This is a genomic window from Ruegeria sp. SATB045 (genome assembly GCF_059613525.1).
In genome coordinates this window covers 532,687-550,495 of the sequence record NZ_JBXWSR010000020.1, presented here as the reverse complement: position 1 = coordinate 550,495, position 17,809 = coordinate 532,687, and the positions used below count along the sequence as shown (strand labels likewise).

At 57.1% G+C, this 17,809-nt stretch carries 19 protein-coding genes; 10 read left to right on the top strand and 9 right to left on the bottom strand.

The annotated features are described in order from the left end of the window. Positions 1–86: 86 nt before the first annotated feature. Together tig and AC2FNR_RS10295 are read right to left on the bottom strand one after the other, a co-directional pair. Entirely contained in the window at positions 87–1,418 is a 1,332-nt protein-coding gene (gene tig / locus AC2FNR_RS10300) for a trigger factor (RefSeq protein ID WP_170752995.1), read from the bottom strand. A 204-nt stretch (positions 1,419–1,622) separates the two neighbouring features. Next, on the bottom strand, positions 1,623–3,290 hold the full coding sequence (locus AC2FNR_RS10295) for an NAD(P)H-hydrate dehydratase (protein WP_496848985.1): 1,668 nt from the start codon (positions 3,288–3,290) through the stop codon (positions 1,623–1,625). 170 nt (positions 3,291–3,460) lie between these two features. On the opposite strand from AC2FNR_RS10295, the gene AC2FNR_RS10290 reads away from it, so the two are divergent. The 5 genes from AC2FNR_RS10290 to AC2FNR_RS10270 all read left to right on the top strand — a co-directional run bounded on the left by AC2FNR_RS10290 (position 3,461) and on the right by AC2FNR_RS10270 (position 7,928). Then, on the top strand, positions 3,461–3,799 hold the full coding sequence (locus tag AC2FNR_RS10290) for a P-II family nitrogen regulator (protein WP_170354532.1): 339 nt from the start codon (positions 3,461–3,463) through the stop codon (positions 3,797–3,799). A 30-nt stretch (positions 3,800–3,829) separates the two neighbouring features. Continuing rightward, a complete protein-coding gene (gene glnA, locus AC2FNR_RS10285) occupies positions 3,830–5,236 on the top strand; it encodes a type I glutamate--ammonia ligase (RefSeq protein ID WP_170354533.1) in 1,407 nt (468 codons plus the stop codon). A 99-nt stretch (positions 5,237–5,335) separates the two neighbouring features. Further along, positions 5,336–5,965: an MSMEG_1061 family FMN-dependent PPOX-type flavoprotein gene (locus tag AC2FNR_RS10280; RefSeq protein ID WP_480865803.1), complete on the top strand. Its 630-nt coding sequence runs from the start codon at positions 5,336–5,338 to the stop codon at positions 5,963–5,965. Positions 5,966–6,022: 57 nt separating this feature from the next. Then, on the top strand, positions 6,023–6,814 hold the full coding sequence (locus tag AC2FNR_RS10275) for a lytic murein transglycosylase (RefSeq protein ID WP_414478906.1): 792 nt from the start codon (positions 6,023–6,025) through the stop codon (positions 6,812–6,814). Positions 6,815–7,013: 199 nt separating this feature from the next. Continuing rightward, complete coding sequence (locus AC2FNR_RS10270; RefSeq protein WP_496848984.1) at positions 7,014–7,928, top strand: hypothetical protein; 915 nt, start codon at positions 7,014–7,016, stop codon at positions 7,926–7,928. A gap of 35 nt (positions 7,929–7,963) precedes the next feature. Here the strand turns inward: AC2FNR_RS10270 and AC2FNR_RS10265 are convergent, their stop codons facing one another. Then, positions 7,964–8,704 carry a heme-dependent oxidative N-demethylase family protein gene (locus AC2FNR_RS10265; RefSeq protein WP_496848983.1) on the bottom strand — a complete coding sequence of 247 codons (741 nt, stop codon included), beginning with the start codon at positions 8,702–8,704 and terminating at the stop codon, positions 7,964–7,966. Between the two features lie 123 nt (positions 8,705–8,827). On the opposite strand from AC2FNR_RS10265, the gene dddP reads away from it, so the two are divergent. Further along, a complete protein-coding gene (gene dddP / locus AC2FNR_RS10260) occupies positions 8,828–10,171 on the top strand; it encodes a dimethylsulfonioproprionate lyase DddP (protein WP_496848982.1) in 1,344 nt (447 codons plus the stop codon). A 4-nt stretch (positions 10,172–10,175) separates the two neighbouring features. Here the strand turns inward: dddP and AC2FNR_RS10255 are convergent, their stop codons facing one another. After that, complete coding sequence (locus tag AC2FNR_RS10255; RefSeq protein ID WP_170752544.1) at positions 10,176–10,358, bottom strand: hypothetical protein; 183 nt, start codon at positions 10,356–10,358, stop codon at positions 10,176–10,178. Between the two features lie 239 nt (positions 10,359–10,597). Here AC2FNR_RS10255 and AC2FNR_RS10250 point away from each other — a divergent pair, with 239 nt between their 5' ends. Continuing rightward, positions 10,598–11,812, top strand: coding sequence for a bifunctional alpha/beta hydrolase/OsmC family protein (locus AC2FNR_RS10250; RefSeq protein ID WP_480865812.1), 1,215 nt, complete (start codon positions 10,598–10,600; stop codon positions 11,810–11,812). 6 nt (positions 11,813–11,818) lie between these two features. Here AC2FNR_RS10250 and AC2FNR_RS10245 read toward each other — a convergent pair whose 3' ends face one another. From AC2FNR_RS10245 to AC2FNR_RS10225, 5 genes are all read right to left on the bottom strand, one after another. After that, positions 11,819–12,175 (bottom strand): hypothetical protein, encoded by a 357-nt coding sequence (locus AC2FNR_RS10245; RefSeq protein WP_170354539.1) that lies wholly within the window; start codon positions 12,173–12,175, stop codon positions 11,819–11,821. An 11-nt stretch (positions 12,176–12,186) separates the two neighbouring features. Next, positions 12,187–12,735, bottom strand: coding sequence for a hypothetical protein (locus AC2FNR_RS10240; protein ID WP_480865814.1), 549 nt, complete (start codon positions 12,733–12,735; stop codon positions 12,187–12,189). Positions 12,736–12,867: 132 nt separating this feature from the next. Further along, entirely contained in the window at positions 12,868–13,455 is a 588-nt protein-coding gene (locus tag AC2FNR_RS10235) for a biotin transporter BioY (protein WP_496848981.1), read from the bottom strand. Positions 13,456–13,532: 77 nt separating this feature from the next. After that, entirely contained in the window at positions 13,533–13,955 is a 423-nt protein-coding gene (locus AC2FNR_RS10230) for a DUF6314 family protein (protein WP_170752538.1), read from the bottom strand. Then, positions 13,952–14,284, bottom strand: coding sequence for a hypothetical protein (locus AC2FNR_RS10225; protein WP_496848980.1), 333 nt, complete (start codon positions 14,282–14,284; stop codon positions 13,952–13,954). Before AC2FNR_RS10225 ends, AC2FNR_RS10230 begins: the two co-directional genes overlap by 4 nt. Positions 14,285–14,373: 89 nt before the next feature. Between AC2FNR_RS10225 and purB the strand changes: the two genes are divergently transcribed. From purB to AC2FNR_RS10210, 3 genes are all read left to right on the top strand, one after another. After that, entirely contained in the window at positions 14,374–15,678 is a 1,305-nt protein-coding gene (gene purB / locus AC2FNR_RS10220; RefSeq protein ID WP_170752536.1) for an adenylosuccinate lyase, read from the top strand. A gap of 377 nt (positions 15,679–16,055) precedes the next feature. After that, entirely contained in the window at positions 16,056–16,598 is a 543-nt protein-coding gene (locus tag AC2FNR_RS10215) for a tetratricopeptide repeat protein (protein WP_496848979.1), read from the top strand. 68 nt (positions 16,599–16,666) lie between these two features. Next, positions 16,667–17,758, top strand: coding sequence for a flagellar motor switch protein FliG (locus tag AC2FNR_RS10210; RefSeq protein WP_496848978.1), 1,092 nt, complete (start codon positions 16,667–16,669; stop codon positions 17,756–17,758). Positions 17,759–17,809 lie beyond the last annotated feature (51 nt).

Here is a 17,809-nt window from a genome sequence, read left to right as displayed (position 1 = left end):
CTCATAGCGTAAGCCACTCAAGCGGAGCCGTTGTTTCCAGACGGCTCCGCGTTTTATCTTGCTTGCCCGAAAGGGGCGAAAGAGAATTATTCCTCTTCCAAAGCCTCGACAGCTTTCTGCAGGTCGTCTTTGCTGACGTCCTTGTCGGTGACCTGAGCCAGCTCGACAATATAGTCGATGACCTTGTCCTCAAAAATCGGGGCACGCAGTTGCTGCTGCATCTGAGCGTTCTGCTGCACGAACTCAAAGAACTGACGTTCCTGACCCGGGTACTGACGTGCCTGGTTCATGATCGCCTGAGTCATCTCAGCATCGGTGACTTCAACTTCGGCTTTCTGCCCCAGCTCGGCCAACAGGAGGCCCAAACGCACGCGGCGCTCGGCCAATGTGTTGTGCTCGTCGGTGGGTTCGATCGGATCGTGGTCATGACCTTCAACGTCCGGATTTTCTTCGTGCCACAGCTGGTGCGCGATCTGTTTGGCTTCCGCCTCAACCAACGACGGCGGCAAGTCGAACGAGACTTTCTCGTCCAGCGCATCCAGCAGGGCACGCTTCATGACTGCGCGCGAAGCGCCGGCATATTCGGCTTCCAAACGCTCGGCGATCTGGCCCTTCAGGGCTTCCAGGTCTTCAGCGCCAAACTTAGTGGCCAGCTCGTCGTTCACTTCCGCAGCGACGGGTTCTTTCACCTCTTTCACGGTGCAGGTGAAAACAGCGTCTTTTCCGGCCAGATGCTCGGCACCGTATTCGGCCGGGAAGGTGACGTTAACGTCTTTTTCTTCTTCGGCTTTAACGCCAACCAGCTGCTCTTCGAAACCGGGAATGAAGCTGTTTGAGCCCAGAACCAACGGGTAGTCTTCGGCCGAGCCGCCTTCGAATTCTTCGCCGTCAACCTTGCCGACAAAGTCGAATACGATCTGGTCGCCATCCTTGGCTTTCGAGCCTTTACGGCGCGCTTTGAAATCCTGCGCGGTTTCGGCCAGGTTGTTCAGCGCCTCTTCGATGGCTGCGTCATCGGCTTTGACGACCAGTTTTTCCAGCTCGACTGATTTCAGGTCAACCTCGGGGATCGCGGGCAGAGCCTCATAGGACATTTCGACATGGACGTCGTCGCCTTCTTTCCAGTCCTCGTTGGTCATCTTGACCTCGGGCTGCAGGGCCGGACGATCGCCGCTGTCTTCAAAATGCTTGTTCATCGCACCGTCGATGCTTTCCTGCATCGCTTCACCCAGCAGACGCTGGCCGAACTGCTTTTTCAGCAGCGCCATCGGCACCTTGCCTTTGCGAAAACCCTTCATTTCGACTTCTGGCTGCGCTTCAACCAGTTTCTCATTCACTTTGTCGTCCAGCTCGGCGGCGGATACGACAATGTTATAGCCGCGTTTCAGACCTTCGTTCAGCGTCTCGGTAACCTGCATTATGGTAGTCCCCATAGGATTCGGGGCGCGCAAAACGGCGCGCCGGGCAAATTTGACGCCTTCTATTTGCCCAGCCCCCCGCGTGCAAGAGGCAACTGCCCGATCAGCCTTGTTTTGACCGTCTTTTGTCTAAAATTGTTGGTGACTAGTTTCCCGCGACGCGGAAGAGACAGACAGCAACGCGAGCCTGCCTCCAAAGCGCGATCAGGCTTCGATCTGTTTTAAAACAGCAGGCAACTGCTCGGGCAAATCCTCGGCGATCAGACCCGGACCAAAGTTGCGCGCGCATTCCACATGCAGCCAAGCGCCCGTTTCCGCCGCCTGCATTGGACTGAACCCGCGCGCCGAAAGGCCCGTGATGAACCCTGCCAGAACATCCCCTGACCCGGCCGTAGCCAACCAAGGTGCCGCACGATCATAGACGGCGGCATTGATCGAACATCGCCCATCCGGCGCGGCAATCACCGTGTCTGGCCCCTTGAACAGAATGACACACCCCGCCCGCTTGGCGGCTTCGCGCGTGGCGTCCACCTTGGAATAGGCCGGGCCTTTGGTTGGCGTAGCCGCCAATTTCTCGGCAATATCCGGGAACAGGCGTGCAAATTCGCCCCCATGCGGGGTCAGAACGCAATTCTCGTGCAACTGCCCAAACAGGGCCGCCGGATCATCTGCAAACGCCGTCAGAGCATCCGCATCCAGCACGGTCGCCCGCTTGGCGAGCAACGCAACCGGCACCAGTTCGCGCGCCCGCTCCAACCCCATTCCCGGCCCAAGACACAGCGCATTCAACCGCTCGTCGCCCAGCACATCCGCAAACCCCTCGGCCCCATCAACCCGTTGCACCATGAGGGCCGTCACCTGCGCCGCCACCTCCATCTGAGCCGAGCCCGGCACCCCAAGCGTCACCAACCCAGCCCCAATCCGCAAAGCGCCCCGCGCCGCCAACCGCGCAGCACCAGTTTTCGCAGCGCCGCCTGAGAGGATCAGGGCGTGACCGTGGGAGTATTTATGCTCGTAAAGCTTTTTGAAGAGATACTGTGGCAAGTTGCTTTGATCTGCTTCCGTACACAGCACCCCAACCAGTTTTTCCTGATCGTGGAGCCTAACCAAAGCACTTCGGGCCGCTGAATCAGGCTTTTCCAGTGACGGCAGCCCAATGCCAGCCACAACAGTCTTTCCACAATATCGGGGACCATCCGCGATTAGATGACCAATCTTTCTAGTATGAAATGAAACGGTCAAATCAGCCGAAATTGCGGAGCCTATTGCCCGACCGCTGTCTGCGCACAATCCACTCGGTGTGTCTACGGACACAACCCGAACACCTTTCTCTGTTAGCAAAGTTTTCACCGCCTCTTGAGACAAAAGGCTAAACGCCCCCCCAAAAGGACGAGTCAAACCGGTTCCAAACAAGCTATCGACAATCAGGTCCAAATGATCCGGGAAAGGCAGATACTCATCCCCCAAGGGTGGTGGATCAATCTTTCGAGCTTTGACAGCCCCCAACTCCATCCACCGCTCATAATTCACTCGCGCATCCGGCGGCAGCTTCTCAGCATCCCCGTACAGAAACACCTCAAGGTTCCACCCCAACGCATGCAGCAGACGCGCAACAACAAACCCATCACCGCCATTGTTCCCCGGCCCGCACAACACCACGGCGCGCAGTGGATCCCCTTCATCTGGCCTCAAATACCTCGGGGAGCTCGAGGGGCTGGCCCCTCGATCCTTGTACTCGGGCCACTCCTCATAAATCGCGTCGACAACGCCCTGCCCGGCCCGCTCCATTAGCTCCAGTCCGGTCACCTCACCAGACTCAATCGCGGCCTGTTCGATGGCCCGCATCTGAGCAGCCGTCAGCAGTTCCGTCATCTCAAAATTCCCAGTCGATTCAATTTCGATTACTTTTTGTGCAACCTGATTAAAATTTAAACCTAAGCCTATTTTCCCAGCGGCCAAACGGGACCAAATTCGCAATCCGATTGCCGCCCGATCTTAGACGTGGTCACTGCCATCCTGACAAGAGTTAAAGGGAGCCCGGGATGAAGAAGATCGAAGCGATCATCAAACCGTTCAAACTCGATGAGGTAAAAGAGGCACTGCAGGACGTTGGCGTCCAGGGTCTCAGCGTGATCGAGGTTAAAGGGTTTGGTCGCCAGAAAGGCCACACCGAACTGTACCGCGGTGCGGAATACGTGGTCGACTTTCTGCCCAAAGTGAAGGTCGAAGTCGTTTTGGACGACGATCAGGTCGATGCTGCCATCGACGCCATCGTCTCGGCCGCTAAGACCGACAAAATCGGCGACGGCAAGATCTTTGTGTCGCCCGTTGAGCAAGCCATTCGCATCCGGACCGGTGAAACCGGCTCGGAAGCGCTGTAATCGAACACTCCAATCAGAGGAAAATAGAGTATGAGCAAGGACGCAGTTCTTCAGCTGATCCGTGATGAAGACGCAGAATACGTCGACATCCGCTTCACCGACCCGCGCGGCAAGCTTCAGCACGTCACCATCATGTCGGACCAGGTTGACGAAGACTTCCTGGAAGAAGGCTTCATGTTCGACGGCTCGTCGATCGCTGGCTGGAAGTCGATCGAAGCATCGGACATGAAACTGATGCCCGACACCGAAAGCGCTTATGTCGATCCGTTCTACGCAGAAAAGACCATCTGCCTGCACTGCTCGATCGTTGAGCCCGACACCGGCGAAGCCTATGAGCGTGACCCACGCGGCACCGCCCAGAAAGCCGAAGCCTACCTGAAAGCATCGGGTATTGGTGACGTTGCCTACATGGGCCCCGAGGCAGAATTCTTCCTGTTTGACGATGTCCGCTTCTCGAACAGCATCAACAAGGTATCCTACGAAGTTGATGCGACTGACGCGTCGTGGAACACCGACACCGAGTACGAGATGGGCAACATGGGCCACCGTCCGGGCGTTAAGGGCGGCTACTTCCCCGTGAACCCCGTTGACGAAGCGCAAGACCTGCGCTCGGAAATGCTGTCGACCATGAAGCGTCTGGGCATGAAAGTGGACAAGCACCACCACGAGGTTGCGTCCTGCCAGCACGAGCTGGGCCTGATCTTTGACAGCCTGACCAAGCAGGCCGACGAGCTGCAGAAGTACAAGTACGTCATCCACAACGTTGCACATGCCTACGGCAAATCGGCCACCTTCATGCCGAAGCCGATCGCAGGTGACAACGGCACCGGTATGCACGTGAACATGTCGATCTGGAAAGACGGCAAACCTCTGTTCGCTGGCGACAAGTACGCTGACCTGTCGGACGAAGCGATCTACTTCATTGGCGGCATCCTGAAGCACGCCAAGACCCTGAACGCCTTCACCAACCCCTCGACCAACAGCTACAAGCGCCTGATCCCGGGTTTCGAAGCACCTGTTCTGCGCGCCTATTCGGCCCGTAACCGTTCGGGTTGTGTCCGTATTCCGTGGACCGAAAGCCCGAAAGCCAAGCGCGTCGAGGCCCGCTTCCCCGACCCAGCCGCGAACCCCTACCTGGCGTTTGCTGCTCTGCTGATGGCTGGTCTGGACGGCATCAAGAACAAGATCGATCCGGGCGAAGCTATGGACAAGAACCTGTACGATCTGCCGGCCGAAGAACTGGCCGACATCCCGACCGTATGTGGTTCGCTGCGTGAAGCGCTGGAAGCTCTGGCCTCCGATCACGACTTCCTGCTGCAAGGCGACGTGTTCACCAAAGACCAGATCGATGGCTACATCGCGCTGAAGATGGAAGAGGTCGAAACCTACGAGCACACACCGCACCCTGTAGAATACGGCATGTACTACAGCTGCTGATCCAAGAATTTTCGATGAAAATTCTTTCAAGGGCGTCCAACCGGGCGCCCTTGTCTCATTCCGGGTGATCTTCCACACTAACGATTAGGAGGAGATCGCATGGACACCGAATTCACCAACTTCGTGACCACACCCGAAGAACTGGAACGGATCACCGGCGCGCCCCTGCCCCAGATCATCGCCAAAGAACTGCCGGCACTTGACCAGATGTGCCGCGACTTCATCGCGACCTCGCCGTTCTGCCTGATCGCCTCGGCCAATCCGGACGAGCATCTGGATGTATCCCCGCGTGGGGATCCATGTGGCTTTGTTCAGGTGCTGTCGGACAACTTGATCGCCATCCCTGACCGCCCCGGCAACAAACGGGTGGATACCTTTCACAACATCCTGAAAGACCCACGCGCCAGTGTTATCTTCTTCGTGCCAGGAAAGATGGAGACGCTGCGTATCCGAGGAACTGCCCAAATATGCGCTGATCCAAAACTACTGGCCTCGATGACTGTGCAAGCCCGACCGCCCAAACTTGCACTTCTGATTAAGGTGCAAACTGTTTTTGCGCACTGCCCTAAATGCGTGATCCGCGCGAACCTGTGGAGCCCCGAGGACTGGCCGGACTCGTCCAACCTTCCGAACATGAACGCCATGATGGTCAAACATGCCAAGATCAACAAAACGCCGGATGAGTGGTTTGAGGCCCTCAAGCACAGCGGAGAGTTGGACCTGTACTAAGCCCTTTGCCAGACCAAAGACGCATCGTAAGGTTGGGGTGTGTATTTTGGGATTATTATGATGTTGCGCTTGGCAATTGCTCTGACCGTTTTCCTTCCTACAGCTGGGCTTGCTGCCCAATGCGGAAACACCAGCGCCGGGTTTGAAGCCTGGAAAAAGGACTTCTCACGACAGGCAAAACGTGCTGGCGTCAAGAAAAAGGGGCTTCAGGCATTGGCCCAAACGACCTATGCCACCCGAACAATTGCCGCAGACCGCAATCAAAAAAGCTTTAAGTACTCGTTAGACAAATTCATGCAAGTGCGCGGAGCAGATACAATCGTCGCGCAAGGGCGCAAACGAAAAGCACGAAACCCTCAGTTTTACGCCGCTCTCGAACGGCAATACGGAGTGCCCGCAGGTGTACTTATTGCCATCCATGGGATGGAAACGGGCTTTGGTGGTTTTATGGGCGACAGTCAGGTTGTATCGGCTATCACCACGCTGGCCTATGATTGTCGTCGGTCCGAGTTCTTTATTCCCCACGCAATTGGTGCCCTAAAACTGGTCGATCAAGGCAGCATTACGACAGCTACCAAGGGCGCGAAACATGGCGAATTGGGGCACACACAGTTTCTACCCGGCAATGCGTTGACCTATGGAGTCGACGCAACAGGTGACGGTAACGTCGACTTTTACAACATGACTGACGCGCTGGCATCGACAGCCAACTTTTTGCGCAAAAAGGGTTGGAAACCGGGGCGCGGCTACCAACCGGGGCAGCCGAACTTTGCGGTCATTCAGCAATGGAATGCCGCCACCGTGTACCAACAATCGATCGCGATAATGGCCGCCCGAATCGACGGCTGACCCTGGCCACATTTCCGCGCAACTGCCCCACATTTTGGTCACATTCTTGCCATGAACATTAAACGGCCCCCAAAATGCCTAGGTTTCCTGAGCGTAATCAATCTTTGCAATTTGTGATTTTTTTCCATTACCGCCCAAATCTGCCCTATTTTCCTTGCTAGGCTGTATTTCAACACAACATGCGGCAGAGGAATGCGCAGTGACTCCGAAGAACAGCTATCATGGTGGCCTGCAGTTTGACGGCGAGACCGATGGCGCGATCGAGCGTTTCAGCGCGATTGTGGCTGCGACTTTGGAAGATTATGGCCATCTGGTAGAGCGTAAAAGCGTTCTCGATTCCACCGAAGCCAGCATCGTTTGTAGCCAGTATCTTGTGCGGCTGACTCTGGACACTCAGGTGCCAGCAAGCGAGACGCGGATCGAACGTGTGGACCGCGCGGCCGGGTTGAAAACGATTAAACGCCCCGCCGTGACCTTGCCGCAAAATCGGCTGACAATAACTGTGTCTCCGGTCTCAGAATTGCTGGATGACACTGAAATCTCAGAACTAATGCTGGTGGTGATCCTGTATCGCATGGTCGACATTTGCGCGACCAAACGGGTCGAGTGGCTATCGCCCAACACGGTTCTGACCATCGAACAATTCATGAGTGCATTTGACACTCTGCCCCCCGCTGAAAAAAAGAGGAATAGAAAGCAAGTTTTCGAGGCGGTTTCTGGCCCATTTGCGGAGCTGGACACTATTGAGGAAGACCCACTGGACGAGCCACAAAAAAAGGCGCCGCCTCCGGCAGCCCGGCCGATCCAGTTGTCGGATGAGCAGTTGCTCAGCATCGCTTTTCGGACAGAACCTATCGAGCAGCCAATAGATCGGGAGGACACGCCCCCCCTCGACCACGAACAACCAAGTGACATCCTGCGACTGACCAGTTGGGGACTAACCGGTGCCGTGGCCAGTGTGTCTGTCCCGATCGCGGCCTCAATGGCCGCTGTGAACCTGATAAGGGGCGAAGATTTTCGCCTGAACACCCAGGTACTTGCCTATTCCGTAGCGATCTCTGCTCTCAGCACAAGCGGGGCTTTCGCGGGCGTTGCCAACGCTTTGGGCATGTAACTCACAAAACAAGACCCTCCTAGGAGGCCCCGCCATCAGGCGGGGTTTTCTATTTTGCGCAGACGCTCTGCTGCCAAAACGTATGTGTGGATCGAAAATATGACTGCCTGCGATTTGGGAAGACGCAGCAGGGTTTGGCGCTCGCTTCGTAAATAAGGCGCAGTACCGGGGTCCTTGATGTGGCGTGGTTCTTGAGCACTGCGCGGCTGGTACAACTCGGCGTCGTCGTACCACAAAGCATTATAACGCCACAGTGGTCGGCCGGGTTGAATTGCATCAAACAGGCGTTGCACGCGGCGTGCAACGTTTTCGTCATATCTGTCCACTGGCAGGTGGATGTCGATCAACGGACGCATGAATTTCTCGGACAATCGCCAACTGGCCGGAAAGCACAGGATTGCACCGGTCAGAACGTGCTCTTCGCCCCGCTTTAGCAGGATGCAAATATCCTCTTGCACCAAATTGCAAAGAGTCTGCAACGGGTGTTTGCGATCAATGCAAACCTCTTGCCCATCCGGTCGAATGACAGTGCCAGAACACCCCGGATAAGCGTGGTGAAGCACCAGATCCAACACTTCTTGCGCGGCAGGCTCGGCGGCGGGATCCAGCGCCAAAACGTCAGCGCGACGATCACGCAGCAACGCCCCTCGATGTTGCATCTGTGCGGCGAAGGCATCATCACGATGCAGCCACGTCTCCATGCTGGCAGGTTGGATGCCCGGCAGGGGCCTTTCCGAAAGAGGGTCGTACGGGATCGAGCTTTGCAAAATCGTCATGAGGTCGACTTACCACCACGCCATTCTGTTGTCGGTCAAAAAGCGACGGGCCGACCGTCGCAAAATATCAAGACGACAGCGCAATGATTCTCCACGCTTAATAAATAGGCAGGGAGGGCCGCCATGAACACTCACTACCGCGATGGTCGAAAGATCGACCCGACAAAGGGCGCGACCCTTGGCGACGGTACGCCAAACGACTTGGACCGGATTGAGATAGGCCCAACACAACTGGCCTTTGCCGAATGGGAGGCCGCTGGCCTGACCCTGCCCAATCTGGCATCAATGCGCGAATATCGATGGAAACGTCTGACCCAAGCTGTCGTTGATCGTGGTTACGGCGGCTTGCTGATGTTTGACCCGCTCAACATCCGCTATGCGACCGACAGCACAAACATGCAGCTGTGGAACACACATAACCCGTTTCGTGCCGTGCTGCTCTGTGCGGACGGCTACATGGTGATCTGGGACTACAAGAATTCTCCGTTTCTTTCGACTTTCAACCCCTTGGTACGCGAACAGCGCTCGGGCGCGGATCTGTTCTATTTCGACCGTGGCGACAAGGTGGATGTGGCGGCAGATGTGTTCTCGAACGAAGTACGCGCCCTGATCGAAGAACATAGTGGTGGCAACATGCGGCTGGCTGTCGACAAAATCATGTTGCACGGGCTGCGCGCTTTGGAAGCGCAAGGGTTCGAGATCATGGAAGGCGAAGAGGTCACCGAAAAAACCCGCTCCATCAAAGGACCGGATGAGATTCTGGCGATGCGCTGCGCGAACCACGCTTGCGAAACAGCCGTCGCCGAGATGGAGAAATTTGCCCGTGCCAATGTGGGCGACGGCAAGACGTCCGAGGACGACATCTGGGCTATTCTTCACGCTGAAAATATCCGGCGCGGCGGCGAATGGATCGAAACCCGACTGCTGGCCTCGGGGCAGCGTACGAATCCTTGGTTTCAGGAATGTGGCCCGCGCATTACGCAAGCCAACGAGATCATCGCCTTCGACACGGATCTTATCGGTTCGTACGGGATTTGCATCGATATTTCACGCACATGGTGGATCGGTGATCAAAAACCGCGACCCGACATGATCTATGCCATGCAGCACGCCCATGAGCATATCATGACCAATATGGAGATGCTGAAACCCGGCGTCATGATCCCAGAACTGACCGCCAACAGTCATCGACTGGACGACAAGTTTCAGGCGCAGAAATACGGTTGCCTGATGCATGGGGTGGGGCTGTGTGACGAATGGCCTCTGGTCGCTTATCCGGACAAGGCAGTGCCGGGCGCGTATGATTACCCTCTTGAGCCCGGCATGGTCCTTTGCGTCGAAGCCGCCGTCGGCGAAGTGGGCGGGGACTTCTCGATCAAACTGGAAGATCAGGTTCTCATCACCGAAGACGGGTATGAGAACCTTTCGACCTATCCCTTTGATGCCCAATTGATGGGGCTCGTTTGACCTTTTAATCCGGCCAGGTCGAACGCTTGACGTTACCATGCCAGTCCTCGGCCATCACTGCGCTGGCCGAGTGCGTGTTCGGCCAGTTCTGACCGGCTGAAAAACCGATAACCCCCGCCAACGCGATAACGATCAGAATGTCTGGGCGCGGTGTTGCGCCACGGGGTGCGGAAGTGACATGTGCCATGATTGCCTCCTTGGCTGCTTTGCTTCACAAGCCCAAGATGGGGAAGGTTCTTCCTTTAATAAAACGAATATTTGAAAGTCTATTCATCACAATCGGTGATGCGTCAACTTCTCTGCTTTAACTGCCATGATCTATAGGGGCGATCTTTCCTCACCTTCCCGTGACGGCCACGACAAATGGGTTGAGCGACCCCAAGTAAGCCCACAGTATTAAGGCAACTCGCGACGTAAGGAACTGCCATGCCCACCGAACGTATTACTTTTGCCGGTCACGACGGCAACCAACTTGCTGCGCGCTTTGACCTGCCGGACGGTCCGGTTCTGGCCACCGCTTTGTTTGCACACTGTTTTACCTGTTCCAAAGACATCCCTGCAGCCCGCAGGATCGCTGCGCGTCTGGCTGGGATGGGTATTGCTGTTCTGCGCTTCGACTTCACCGGGCTGGGCCATTCCGATGGCGAGTTTGCCAACACCACGTTCTCATCCAATGTCGAGGACTTGATCGCGGCGTCGCAATACTTAGCAAGGCGCGACATGCCACCGTCTCTGCTGATCGGACATTCGCTGGGCGGCGCCGCTGTTCTGCGCGCGCGCGCAGGAATTCCCAGCGTTAAGGCCGTAGTTACGCTGGGTGCGCCTGCCGATCCGGGCCATGTATCGCACCATTTCCAAGCAGCGCTGCCCGAGATCGAACAAGAAGGCTCGGCCGAGGTGACATTGGGTGGGCGACCCTTCCGCATTGGCAAGGCGTTTGTTGACGATATCTCGGAATCCGCAATGACGCCGGCCATCAAAGAGCTGAAGGCCGCGCTGCTGATCTTGCACGCTCCACTGGACGAAACGGTCAGCATCGACAACGCCAGCAAGATTTTCCTGACTGCCAAGCATCCCAAGAGCTTTGTCACGCTGGACGACGCCGACCACTTGATCACCCGCGCCTCAGACGCTGAATATGCTGCGGACGTTATCGCAGCCTGGGTGACGCGCTATGTCGCGCTCCACCCGCCTGCCCCACCGCCCGGCGCGCCCGAAGGCATCGTCCGCGTGACCGAGGCTGATCCGAATGGCTTTTTGCAGGATATTCAGTCCGGCCCCCGACACCACGCAATCGCGGATGAACCCGCGTCCTATGGCGGCACTGACCGCGGCATGTCGCCCTACGGTTTCGTGTCTTCAGGTTTGGGGGCCTGCACCTCGATGACAATACGGATGTATGCGCGTCGTAAACGGTGGCCCTTGACAGGTATCACGGTCGATGTCTGTCACAACAAGGTCCACGCACAGGACGCCGGATTGATAGGCGACGGCAAAGTCGATCTGTTCCGGCGCAAAATCCGGTTGGAAGGCCCACTGGATCAGGAACAACGCGCAAGGTTGCTAGAGATTGCCGACAAGTGCCCCGTTCACAGGACACTTGAAGGAACGGCTCAGATCACCACCGAATTGCTGGCTTGACGCCCGTTACCGTCGCGGCGACGGGCGATGAATCGGTGGGCGCGCGGTTGGCGGTCGCGCGACCGGCGGGCGCGGTCGGGCCGGCGGTTTCGCAACCGGCGGACGGGGCCGCGCGGGTGGTTTACCAATTGGCGGCACGGGTCGCGCAGGGGGGCGCCCCTCTGGCGGTCTTGGACGAACAGGGCGATCAACATCAATATCGACGTCGACATCGTGATAATAGTCGTTCCATAGCAGCGAGTCATAAAACGGGTCATACCCGTAGCCGACACCTACGGTGACTCCGTCGCAGGCCGAGAGCGTGAAACTGGCGGCGCCCAGGCTCAGCGCCAGAAAGGTTCTTCTGATCAGTTTACTGGTCATGTCCACTCTCCTCACCGCGCTGCCCGGAACGAGTCGAACACCGCGTTCAGGTCGTCCACGTAAGCCGGATCCGCGCCGTCGCGCAGAACAGCGACAGCAACGGCCACACGGTCACGCGGCAGATCGATTACCGTTGCGGTAAAGTTGACCCCCCGTCCTTCACGGGTTCCGGTGCCACGGATAACTTGTGCCGGCAGCCCGCCGATCCGCGTCGAGACGGTATCGGATACAACCGGGGACTTAACCAGAAACTTGTCAATGTCCTGCAAATACCGCAGCCCGCCATCTATAGAGGCGACCCCGGCCGGGGATACGAACCCGATCCAGACCGTATCATCGGTCACAGGCCGGACGCCCATCACCCGCGCGACAGCACGCGGATCACCCAGTTCGGTATCCTCGATCTCGCGCGGGCCACCGGTGCGGACCGCCCAAAAGTCGGGCACAGAAAAGCTGAACAGCGCGCGCCCGTTATCGGTATACGTGACCGGCGTTTCGGCCAAGGCCGGAACAGCGCTTAGCCATATCGCCGCAAAAGCAGAGCTCAATCGCAAAAACATATCCAAATAACCTATTGTTTCTTTTAACGTAGACTGACCTGTGATCTTCGGGTTTGTCCAGTCTTGGCACAACAAAAAACCCGCGCCAGGATTGCTCCTAGCGCGGGTCGTAAATGTGAGTTGCGCTGAAAATCAGGCGCGGGCGTCGCCCACCAGCTTCCACAAAGCGGGGATCAACAGGGCTGCAAGCGCCAGTTTAACCGCATCGCCCACCAGGAACGGAGTCATACCCCACTCCAGAATCGGTTGGTCCCAGCCATAAAGCTGACCCAGCCACAGCAGGCCCGGAACGTAGATCAGGACGTTCGCCAGAACCAGCGCCAGCGCCAGCTTTCCGACCGAACGGTCCCAACCGCGTGCTGCCAAAGCGCCCAACAGACCGGTCGCCATCAGATAACCGACAAGGTAGCCGCCAGTGCCACCCATCATGTAGGTCAGGCCAAATTTCTCGGCCGACGATCCCGCGAATACATCAAAGCCCAACGCACCAATCAGCAGATAGCCCAGCATGGTCACAAGACCCAGACGCGCGCCATATGCGGTGCCGATGCTCAGCACTGCAAAGGTGCCCATTGTCATCGGTACCGGAAACATCGGTACTTTGATTTTCGCGGCAACTGCCAGAGCAACGATGCCCAGCGCGACCAGAACCACTTGCTTGACGCGCAGTGCTGTGCCCTCACGCGGGCCAATCGCGTTGGCCAATACGTTTGCATTCATCTTCACTTCTCCCCAATTCGGATCGGAATTCCGCTACAGCAATGCCCAATCCGGGCGATCACTTCAAGGTGATTACGTTATCGCGGGACGTATTGCGTGTCCATTTCATAGGATTTTCGCGGCCCGGATACGACCCAACGCACATTCCAGCGCGGCCAGTCCTCGAAATCATAGGTCGCGTCATAGCTGTCAGGTGCGCAATCATGGTGATCGGCAACCTGCTGCAAACCTAGTTTCAACCGGTGAAAATACCGTCCGTCGTCGAAATGTATCGCGATCCCATCACGATCCGCGTGCCACATATAGCGACGTGTCCCCTTCATCTCGGCCTGACCGGGAATGCGCAGCGTGACCTCTTCGTCATAGACCAATCCGTGATCGGCGCGGCGCAGAACGGCTGTTCCGTCAGCCTGCACCACCTGCCCTGCCCGCGCATCGCGGATTGTCCGGGTTAAGGTCCATTGGCCTTCAAAATCAAACAAATCGCCGGGTGCGTTCATTCGGACAGATACCCATCCGTGATTTCGCCATTGTCATCAATGAAGCGAATGATCAAACCACTTTGCAAAACGTCATAACAAGCCCACAGCTCGGACGGTGGCCAGGTCGAGCAATACCTGTCCTCTCGCACCTCCCAACGTCCAGCACTGGGTCGCCCCGAGAAGTAATGCGTCACTCCGCTTGCTTCGAAGTTCTGCGTTACGCCCTCTGCGTAGCTGAGTGTCTGCCCGGCCAACGTCGACTGAATCTCATCTCCGGTCAGCGGCCAGAACTCGGTCGCGGCGGCAAAACCGGGCCAGAGAGCCAAAATCAGGGCAAACCGTCTCATCTGCGCACTCGCACCTTGTTCCTGTGGCGGGTCGGGTTTAAACCCCGCCGCAACGCCTCCTGCCAAATCACAATAAGGTGCCGCTGCCAATGATTCCACGTTATTCCCGCCCTGAAATGGTTGCCATCTGGTCGCCCGAAAGCAAGTTCCGCATCTGGTATGAGATCGAAGCCCATGCCTGTGACGCCATGGCCGATCTGGGCGTGATCCCGCGCGAAAACGCCGAGGCAGTGTGGAAAGCCAAGGATGTGGAGTTCGACGTAGCACGGATTGATGAAATCGAAGCCGTCACCAAACATGACGTCATCGCCTTTCTGACCCACCTGGCCGAACATGTCGGCAGTGAAGAGGCACGCTTTGTGCATCAGGGCATGACCTCGTCCGACGTGCTGGACACCTGCCTGAACGTGCAGCTGACTCGCGCCGCCGACCTGCTGATCGCCGATCTCGAAGGTCTGCTAGCCGCCCTGAAACGCCGCGCGATCGAACATAAGAACACCGTACGCATCGGCCGCAGCCACGGCATCCACGCCGAGCCCACCACCATGGGTCTGACCTTCGCGCGTTTCTACGCCGAGATGGACCGCAACCTGTCCCGGATGCGCGACGCGCGGGCCGAGATTGCAACCGGCGCAATCAGCGGCGCGGTCGGCACCTTTGCCAATGTCGATCCCGCAGTCGAGGAACATGTCTGCGACAAGCTTGGTCTGGTGCCCGAGCCGATCAGCACGCAGGTCATCCCCCGCGACCGACACGCGGCCTTTTTTGCCACGTTGGGCGTGATCGCCAGCAGCATCGAAAACATCGCTATCGAAATCCGCCATATGCAGCGGACCGAGGTGCTGGAAGGGGCCGAGTTCTTCTCGATGGGCCAAAAAGGCTCGTCTGCTATGCCGCATAAGAAGAACCCTGTCCTAACCGAAAACCTGACTGGTCTGGCGCGCATGGTCCGCGCCGCCGTGATCCCCGCGATGGAGAACGTAGCGCTTTGGCACGAACGCGATATCTCACATTCCTCGGTTGAGCGAATGATTGGCCCGGATGCGACGATCACGCTGGACTTTGCGCTGGCCCGTCTGACCGGTGTGATCGACAAGATGCTGATCTTCCCTGAAAACATGCTGGAGAACATGAACAAGTTCCCCGGTCTGGTCATGAGCCAACGGGTTCTGCTGGCCCTGACCCAAGCGGGCGTCAGCCGCGAAGACGCCTATGCCATGGTTCAGCGCAACGCGTTGAAGGTTTGGGAACATCGCACTGATTTCAAAGAAGAACTGCTGGCCGATGCGGATGTCACTGCCGCCCTCAGCCCCGCCGAGATCGAAGAGAAATTCGACCTTGGTTATCACACCAAACATGTAGACACGATCTTCGCCCGCGTCTTCGGCGAGTGAGCTGACTATTATCAATCCTTTCAAAGGCCCGGACTGCATTGGCGGATCCGGGCCTTGTTCTTTTGAAAATTCGACCAAATTCAGATAGTATGCTTGTGTATTTCCAATCAGGAGAAACACAATGATCCGATCTCTTATCTGCGCGTTGGCGCTCGCAAGTTCGACCACCGCCGCTTTGGCTTGCGGTGCGCACACGGAACAAACACAGTCCTGTGCGCCCGGAACCTCTTGGGACGCGGTAAGCCACAGCTGTAAAGAAAACGTCAGCGGCTAAGAAATTATTTCCTACTCGTGAATAAAAGCGAGCCTGCGGTTGTTAGCTTTTTGTCAGATCGCACTATGATTGATCAGAACAGCCCAGAGAACGGAGTAGGAATATGCGCCTCGTACTAGCTTCTGCCATTGCCTTTCAAGCATTTGCATTCGCACCCGCCGTATATGCAGCGGGTGGAAACGACACCCGTCCCCCCAAAACAACGAACACGACAAAGAAATGCCTGTTTGGACGGGTGTATGACAAAGACCGTGGCCGTTGCGTAAAGCCCGACAAAACCAGCTTTTCGGAAGACGAACTGTATAGTGCAGTGCGCGAACTTGCGTATGACGGACAATTTGAAAATGCCCAAAGCATTCTGCGCATCATGGATCAGGACGATGATCGCGTGCAGACCTATTGGGGCTTTACCTTCCGCAAGATGGGTAAGCTGGAACTGGCAAATGCCTATTACCAGGACGCCATCAAGACGAACCCTGACAACATTCTTGCTCTGTCCTACATGGCGCAGGGCTTTGTGGCCGCGGGTAAAACTGATCTAGCCATCGAACAATGGCGCGAGATCAAGGCACGCGGTGGTGAGGGTACTTGGGCCGAGGCATCCCTGCGCGAGGCGATCCGCACCGGGCTGACCTTCAACTACTAAGCTTCAGCTTTTCTTTACCCGACTCTCTGTAGTCTGCCTGCGGAACAGCAATTTGGCACCGCAGGCAGATGCAGGACACAAACACATTGATACAGGTGGCACCGGGGGCCACACCTTCCGCAAGCGACAGTGTTGACGATGCCCCGCGCGTTGTACCAGGCGCACTCAGCGGCCGGGAAAAGGCTGCCGTCGTTGTCAGGCTATTGCTGAACGAAGGGGCCGACATTCCGCTGGAGGAGCTTCCCGACGAGCTACAGGAAAAACTGACTCATCAGCTGGGGCAAATGGGGCTGGTGGATCGCGTAACACTGGACGCCGTCGCTGCCGAGTTCGCCGAGGCTCTGGAAAGTATCGGCTTGTCCTTCCCTCACGGATTGGCGGGCGCATTGGACGCCGTGAACGGCAAGATCGCTCCGGCAACAGCGGCACGATTGCGCAAAGTGGCCGGTGTACGCCAAGTCGGTGATCCGTGGCAGCGTCTCAGGGAAATTCCGGCCGAAGATCTGGCTCAGATCGCGCAGGCCGAAAGCATCGAAATCGCCGCTGTCATGCTGTCCAAACTGGAAACCGCCAAGGCTGCGCAAATGCTGGGGCATCTGCCCGGCCCCGTGGCGCGGCGCATCACTTACGCCGTGTCCAAAACCACCAATATCACGCCCGAGGCTGTTGAACGGATTGGCTGGTCTCTGGCGGCGCAGCTTGATCAACGACCAGCAACCGCCTTTACCGACGGGCCCGGAGAACGGGTCGGCGCTATCCTAAATCAATCTGCGGCCTCTACCCGCGAAGGCCTTCTAACGGCATTGGACGAAGAAGATTCCGATTTTGCCAGCCTTGTGCGACAATCGATTTTCACCTTTGCTCATATCCCTGCCCGCATCTTGCCTAGGGATGTTCCCGCAGTCTTGCGGGGTGTCGACCAAACCGTGCTTGTCACCGCCCTTGCAGGGGCCGATACCGAAGGCGACAAGGCCTCGGTCGAATATCTTCTGACCAACATGTCTTCGCGGATGGCAGACAATCTGCGCGAGGAAATGGCTGAGCGCGGCAAGGTCAAGCAGGCAGAGGGTGAAGACGCCATGACACAAATTGTCGGGGCCATTCGCGCCCTGGTAAACGACGGTGCGATCTCTTTAGTGGAAGACGAAACCGAAGAATGACCCCGCCTTCAGCGTGTTTCGCTGGACGCTTGTGGTTGCGACCGTCGGCTT

Bases quoted from the DNA above. Each gene is read 5' to 3' on its own strand.
- AC2FNR_RS10250 (WP_480865812.1), top strand. From the start codon at position 10,598: ATGCCCACCGAACGTATTACTTTTGCCGGTCACGACGGCAACCAACTT.
- AC2FNR_RS10280 (WP_480865803.1), top strand. From the start codon at position 5,336: ATGGACACCGAATTCACCAACTTCGTGACCACACCCGAAGAACTGGAA.
- AC2FNR_RS10255 (WP_170752544.1), bottom strand. From the start codon at position 10,358: ATGGCACATGTCACTTCCGCACCCCGTGGCGCAACACCGCGCCCAGAC.
- tig (WP_170752995.1), bottom strand. From the start codon at position 1,418: ATGCAGGTTACCGAGACGCTGAACGAAGGTCTGAAACGCGGCTATAAC.
- AC2FNR_RS10215 (WP_496848979.1), top strand. From the start codon at position 16,056: ATGCGCCTCGTACTAGCTTCTGCCATTGCCTTTCAAGCATTTGCATTC.
- AC2FNR_RS10230 (WP_170752538.1), bottom strand. From the start codon at position 13,955: ATGAACGCACCCGGCGATTTGTTTGATTTTGAAGGCCAATGGACCTTA.
- AC2FNR_RS10210 (WP_496848978.1), top strand. From the start codon at position 16,667: ATGCAGGACACAAACACATTGATACAGGTGGCACCGGGGGCCACACCT.
- AC2FNR_RS10225 (WP_496848980.1), bottom strand. From the start codon at position 14,284: ATGAGACGGTTTGCCCTGATTTTGGCTCTCTGGCCCGGTTTTGCCGCC.
- purB (WP_170752536.1), top strand. From the start codon at position 14,374: ATGATTCCACGTTATTCCCGCCCTGAAATGGTTGCCATCTGGTCGCCC.
- AC2FNR_RS10245 (WP_170354539.1), bottom strand. From the start codon at position 12,175: ATGACCAGTAAACTGATCAGAAGAACCTTTCTGGCGCTGAGCCTGGGC.
- AC2FNR_RS10275 (WP_414478906.1), top strand. From the start codon at position 6,023: ATGATGTTGCGCTTGGCAATTGCTCTGACCGTTTTCCTTCCTACAGCT.
- dddP (WP_496848982.1), top strand. From the start codon at position 8,828: ATGAACACTCACTACCGCGATGGTCGAAAGATCGACCCGACAAAGGGC.
- AC2FNR_RS10295 (WP_496848985.1), bottom strand. From the start codon at position 3,290: ATGACGGAACTGCTGACGGCTGCTCAGATGCGGGCCATCGAACAGGCC.
- AC2FNR_RS10235 (WP_496848981.1), bottom strand. From the start codon at position 13,455: ATGAATGCAAACGTATTGGCCAACGCGATTGGCCCGCGTGAGGGCACA.
- AC2FNR_RS10240 (WP_480865814.1), bottom strand. From the start codon at position 12,735: ATGTTTTTGCGATTGAGCTCTGCTTTTGCGGCGATATGGCTAAGCGCT.
- AC2FNR_RS10290 (WP_170354532.1), top strand. From the start codon at position 3,461: ATGAAGAAGATCGAAGCGATCATCAAACCGTTCAAACTCGATGAGGTA.
- AC2FNR_RS10265 (WP_496848983.1), bottom strand. From the start codon at position 8,704: ATGACGATTTTGCAAAGCTCGATCCCGTACGACCCTCTTTCGGAAAGG.
- glnA (WP_170354533.1), top strand. From the start codon at position 3,830: ATGAGCAAGGACGCAGTTCTTCAGCTGATCCGTGATGAAGACGCAGAA.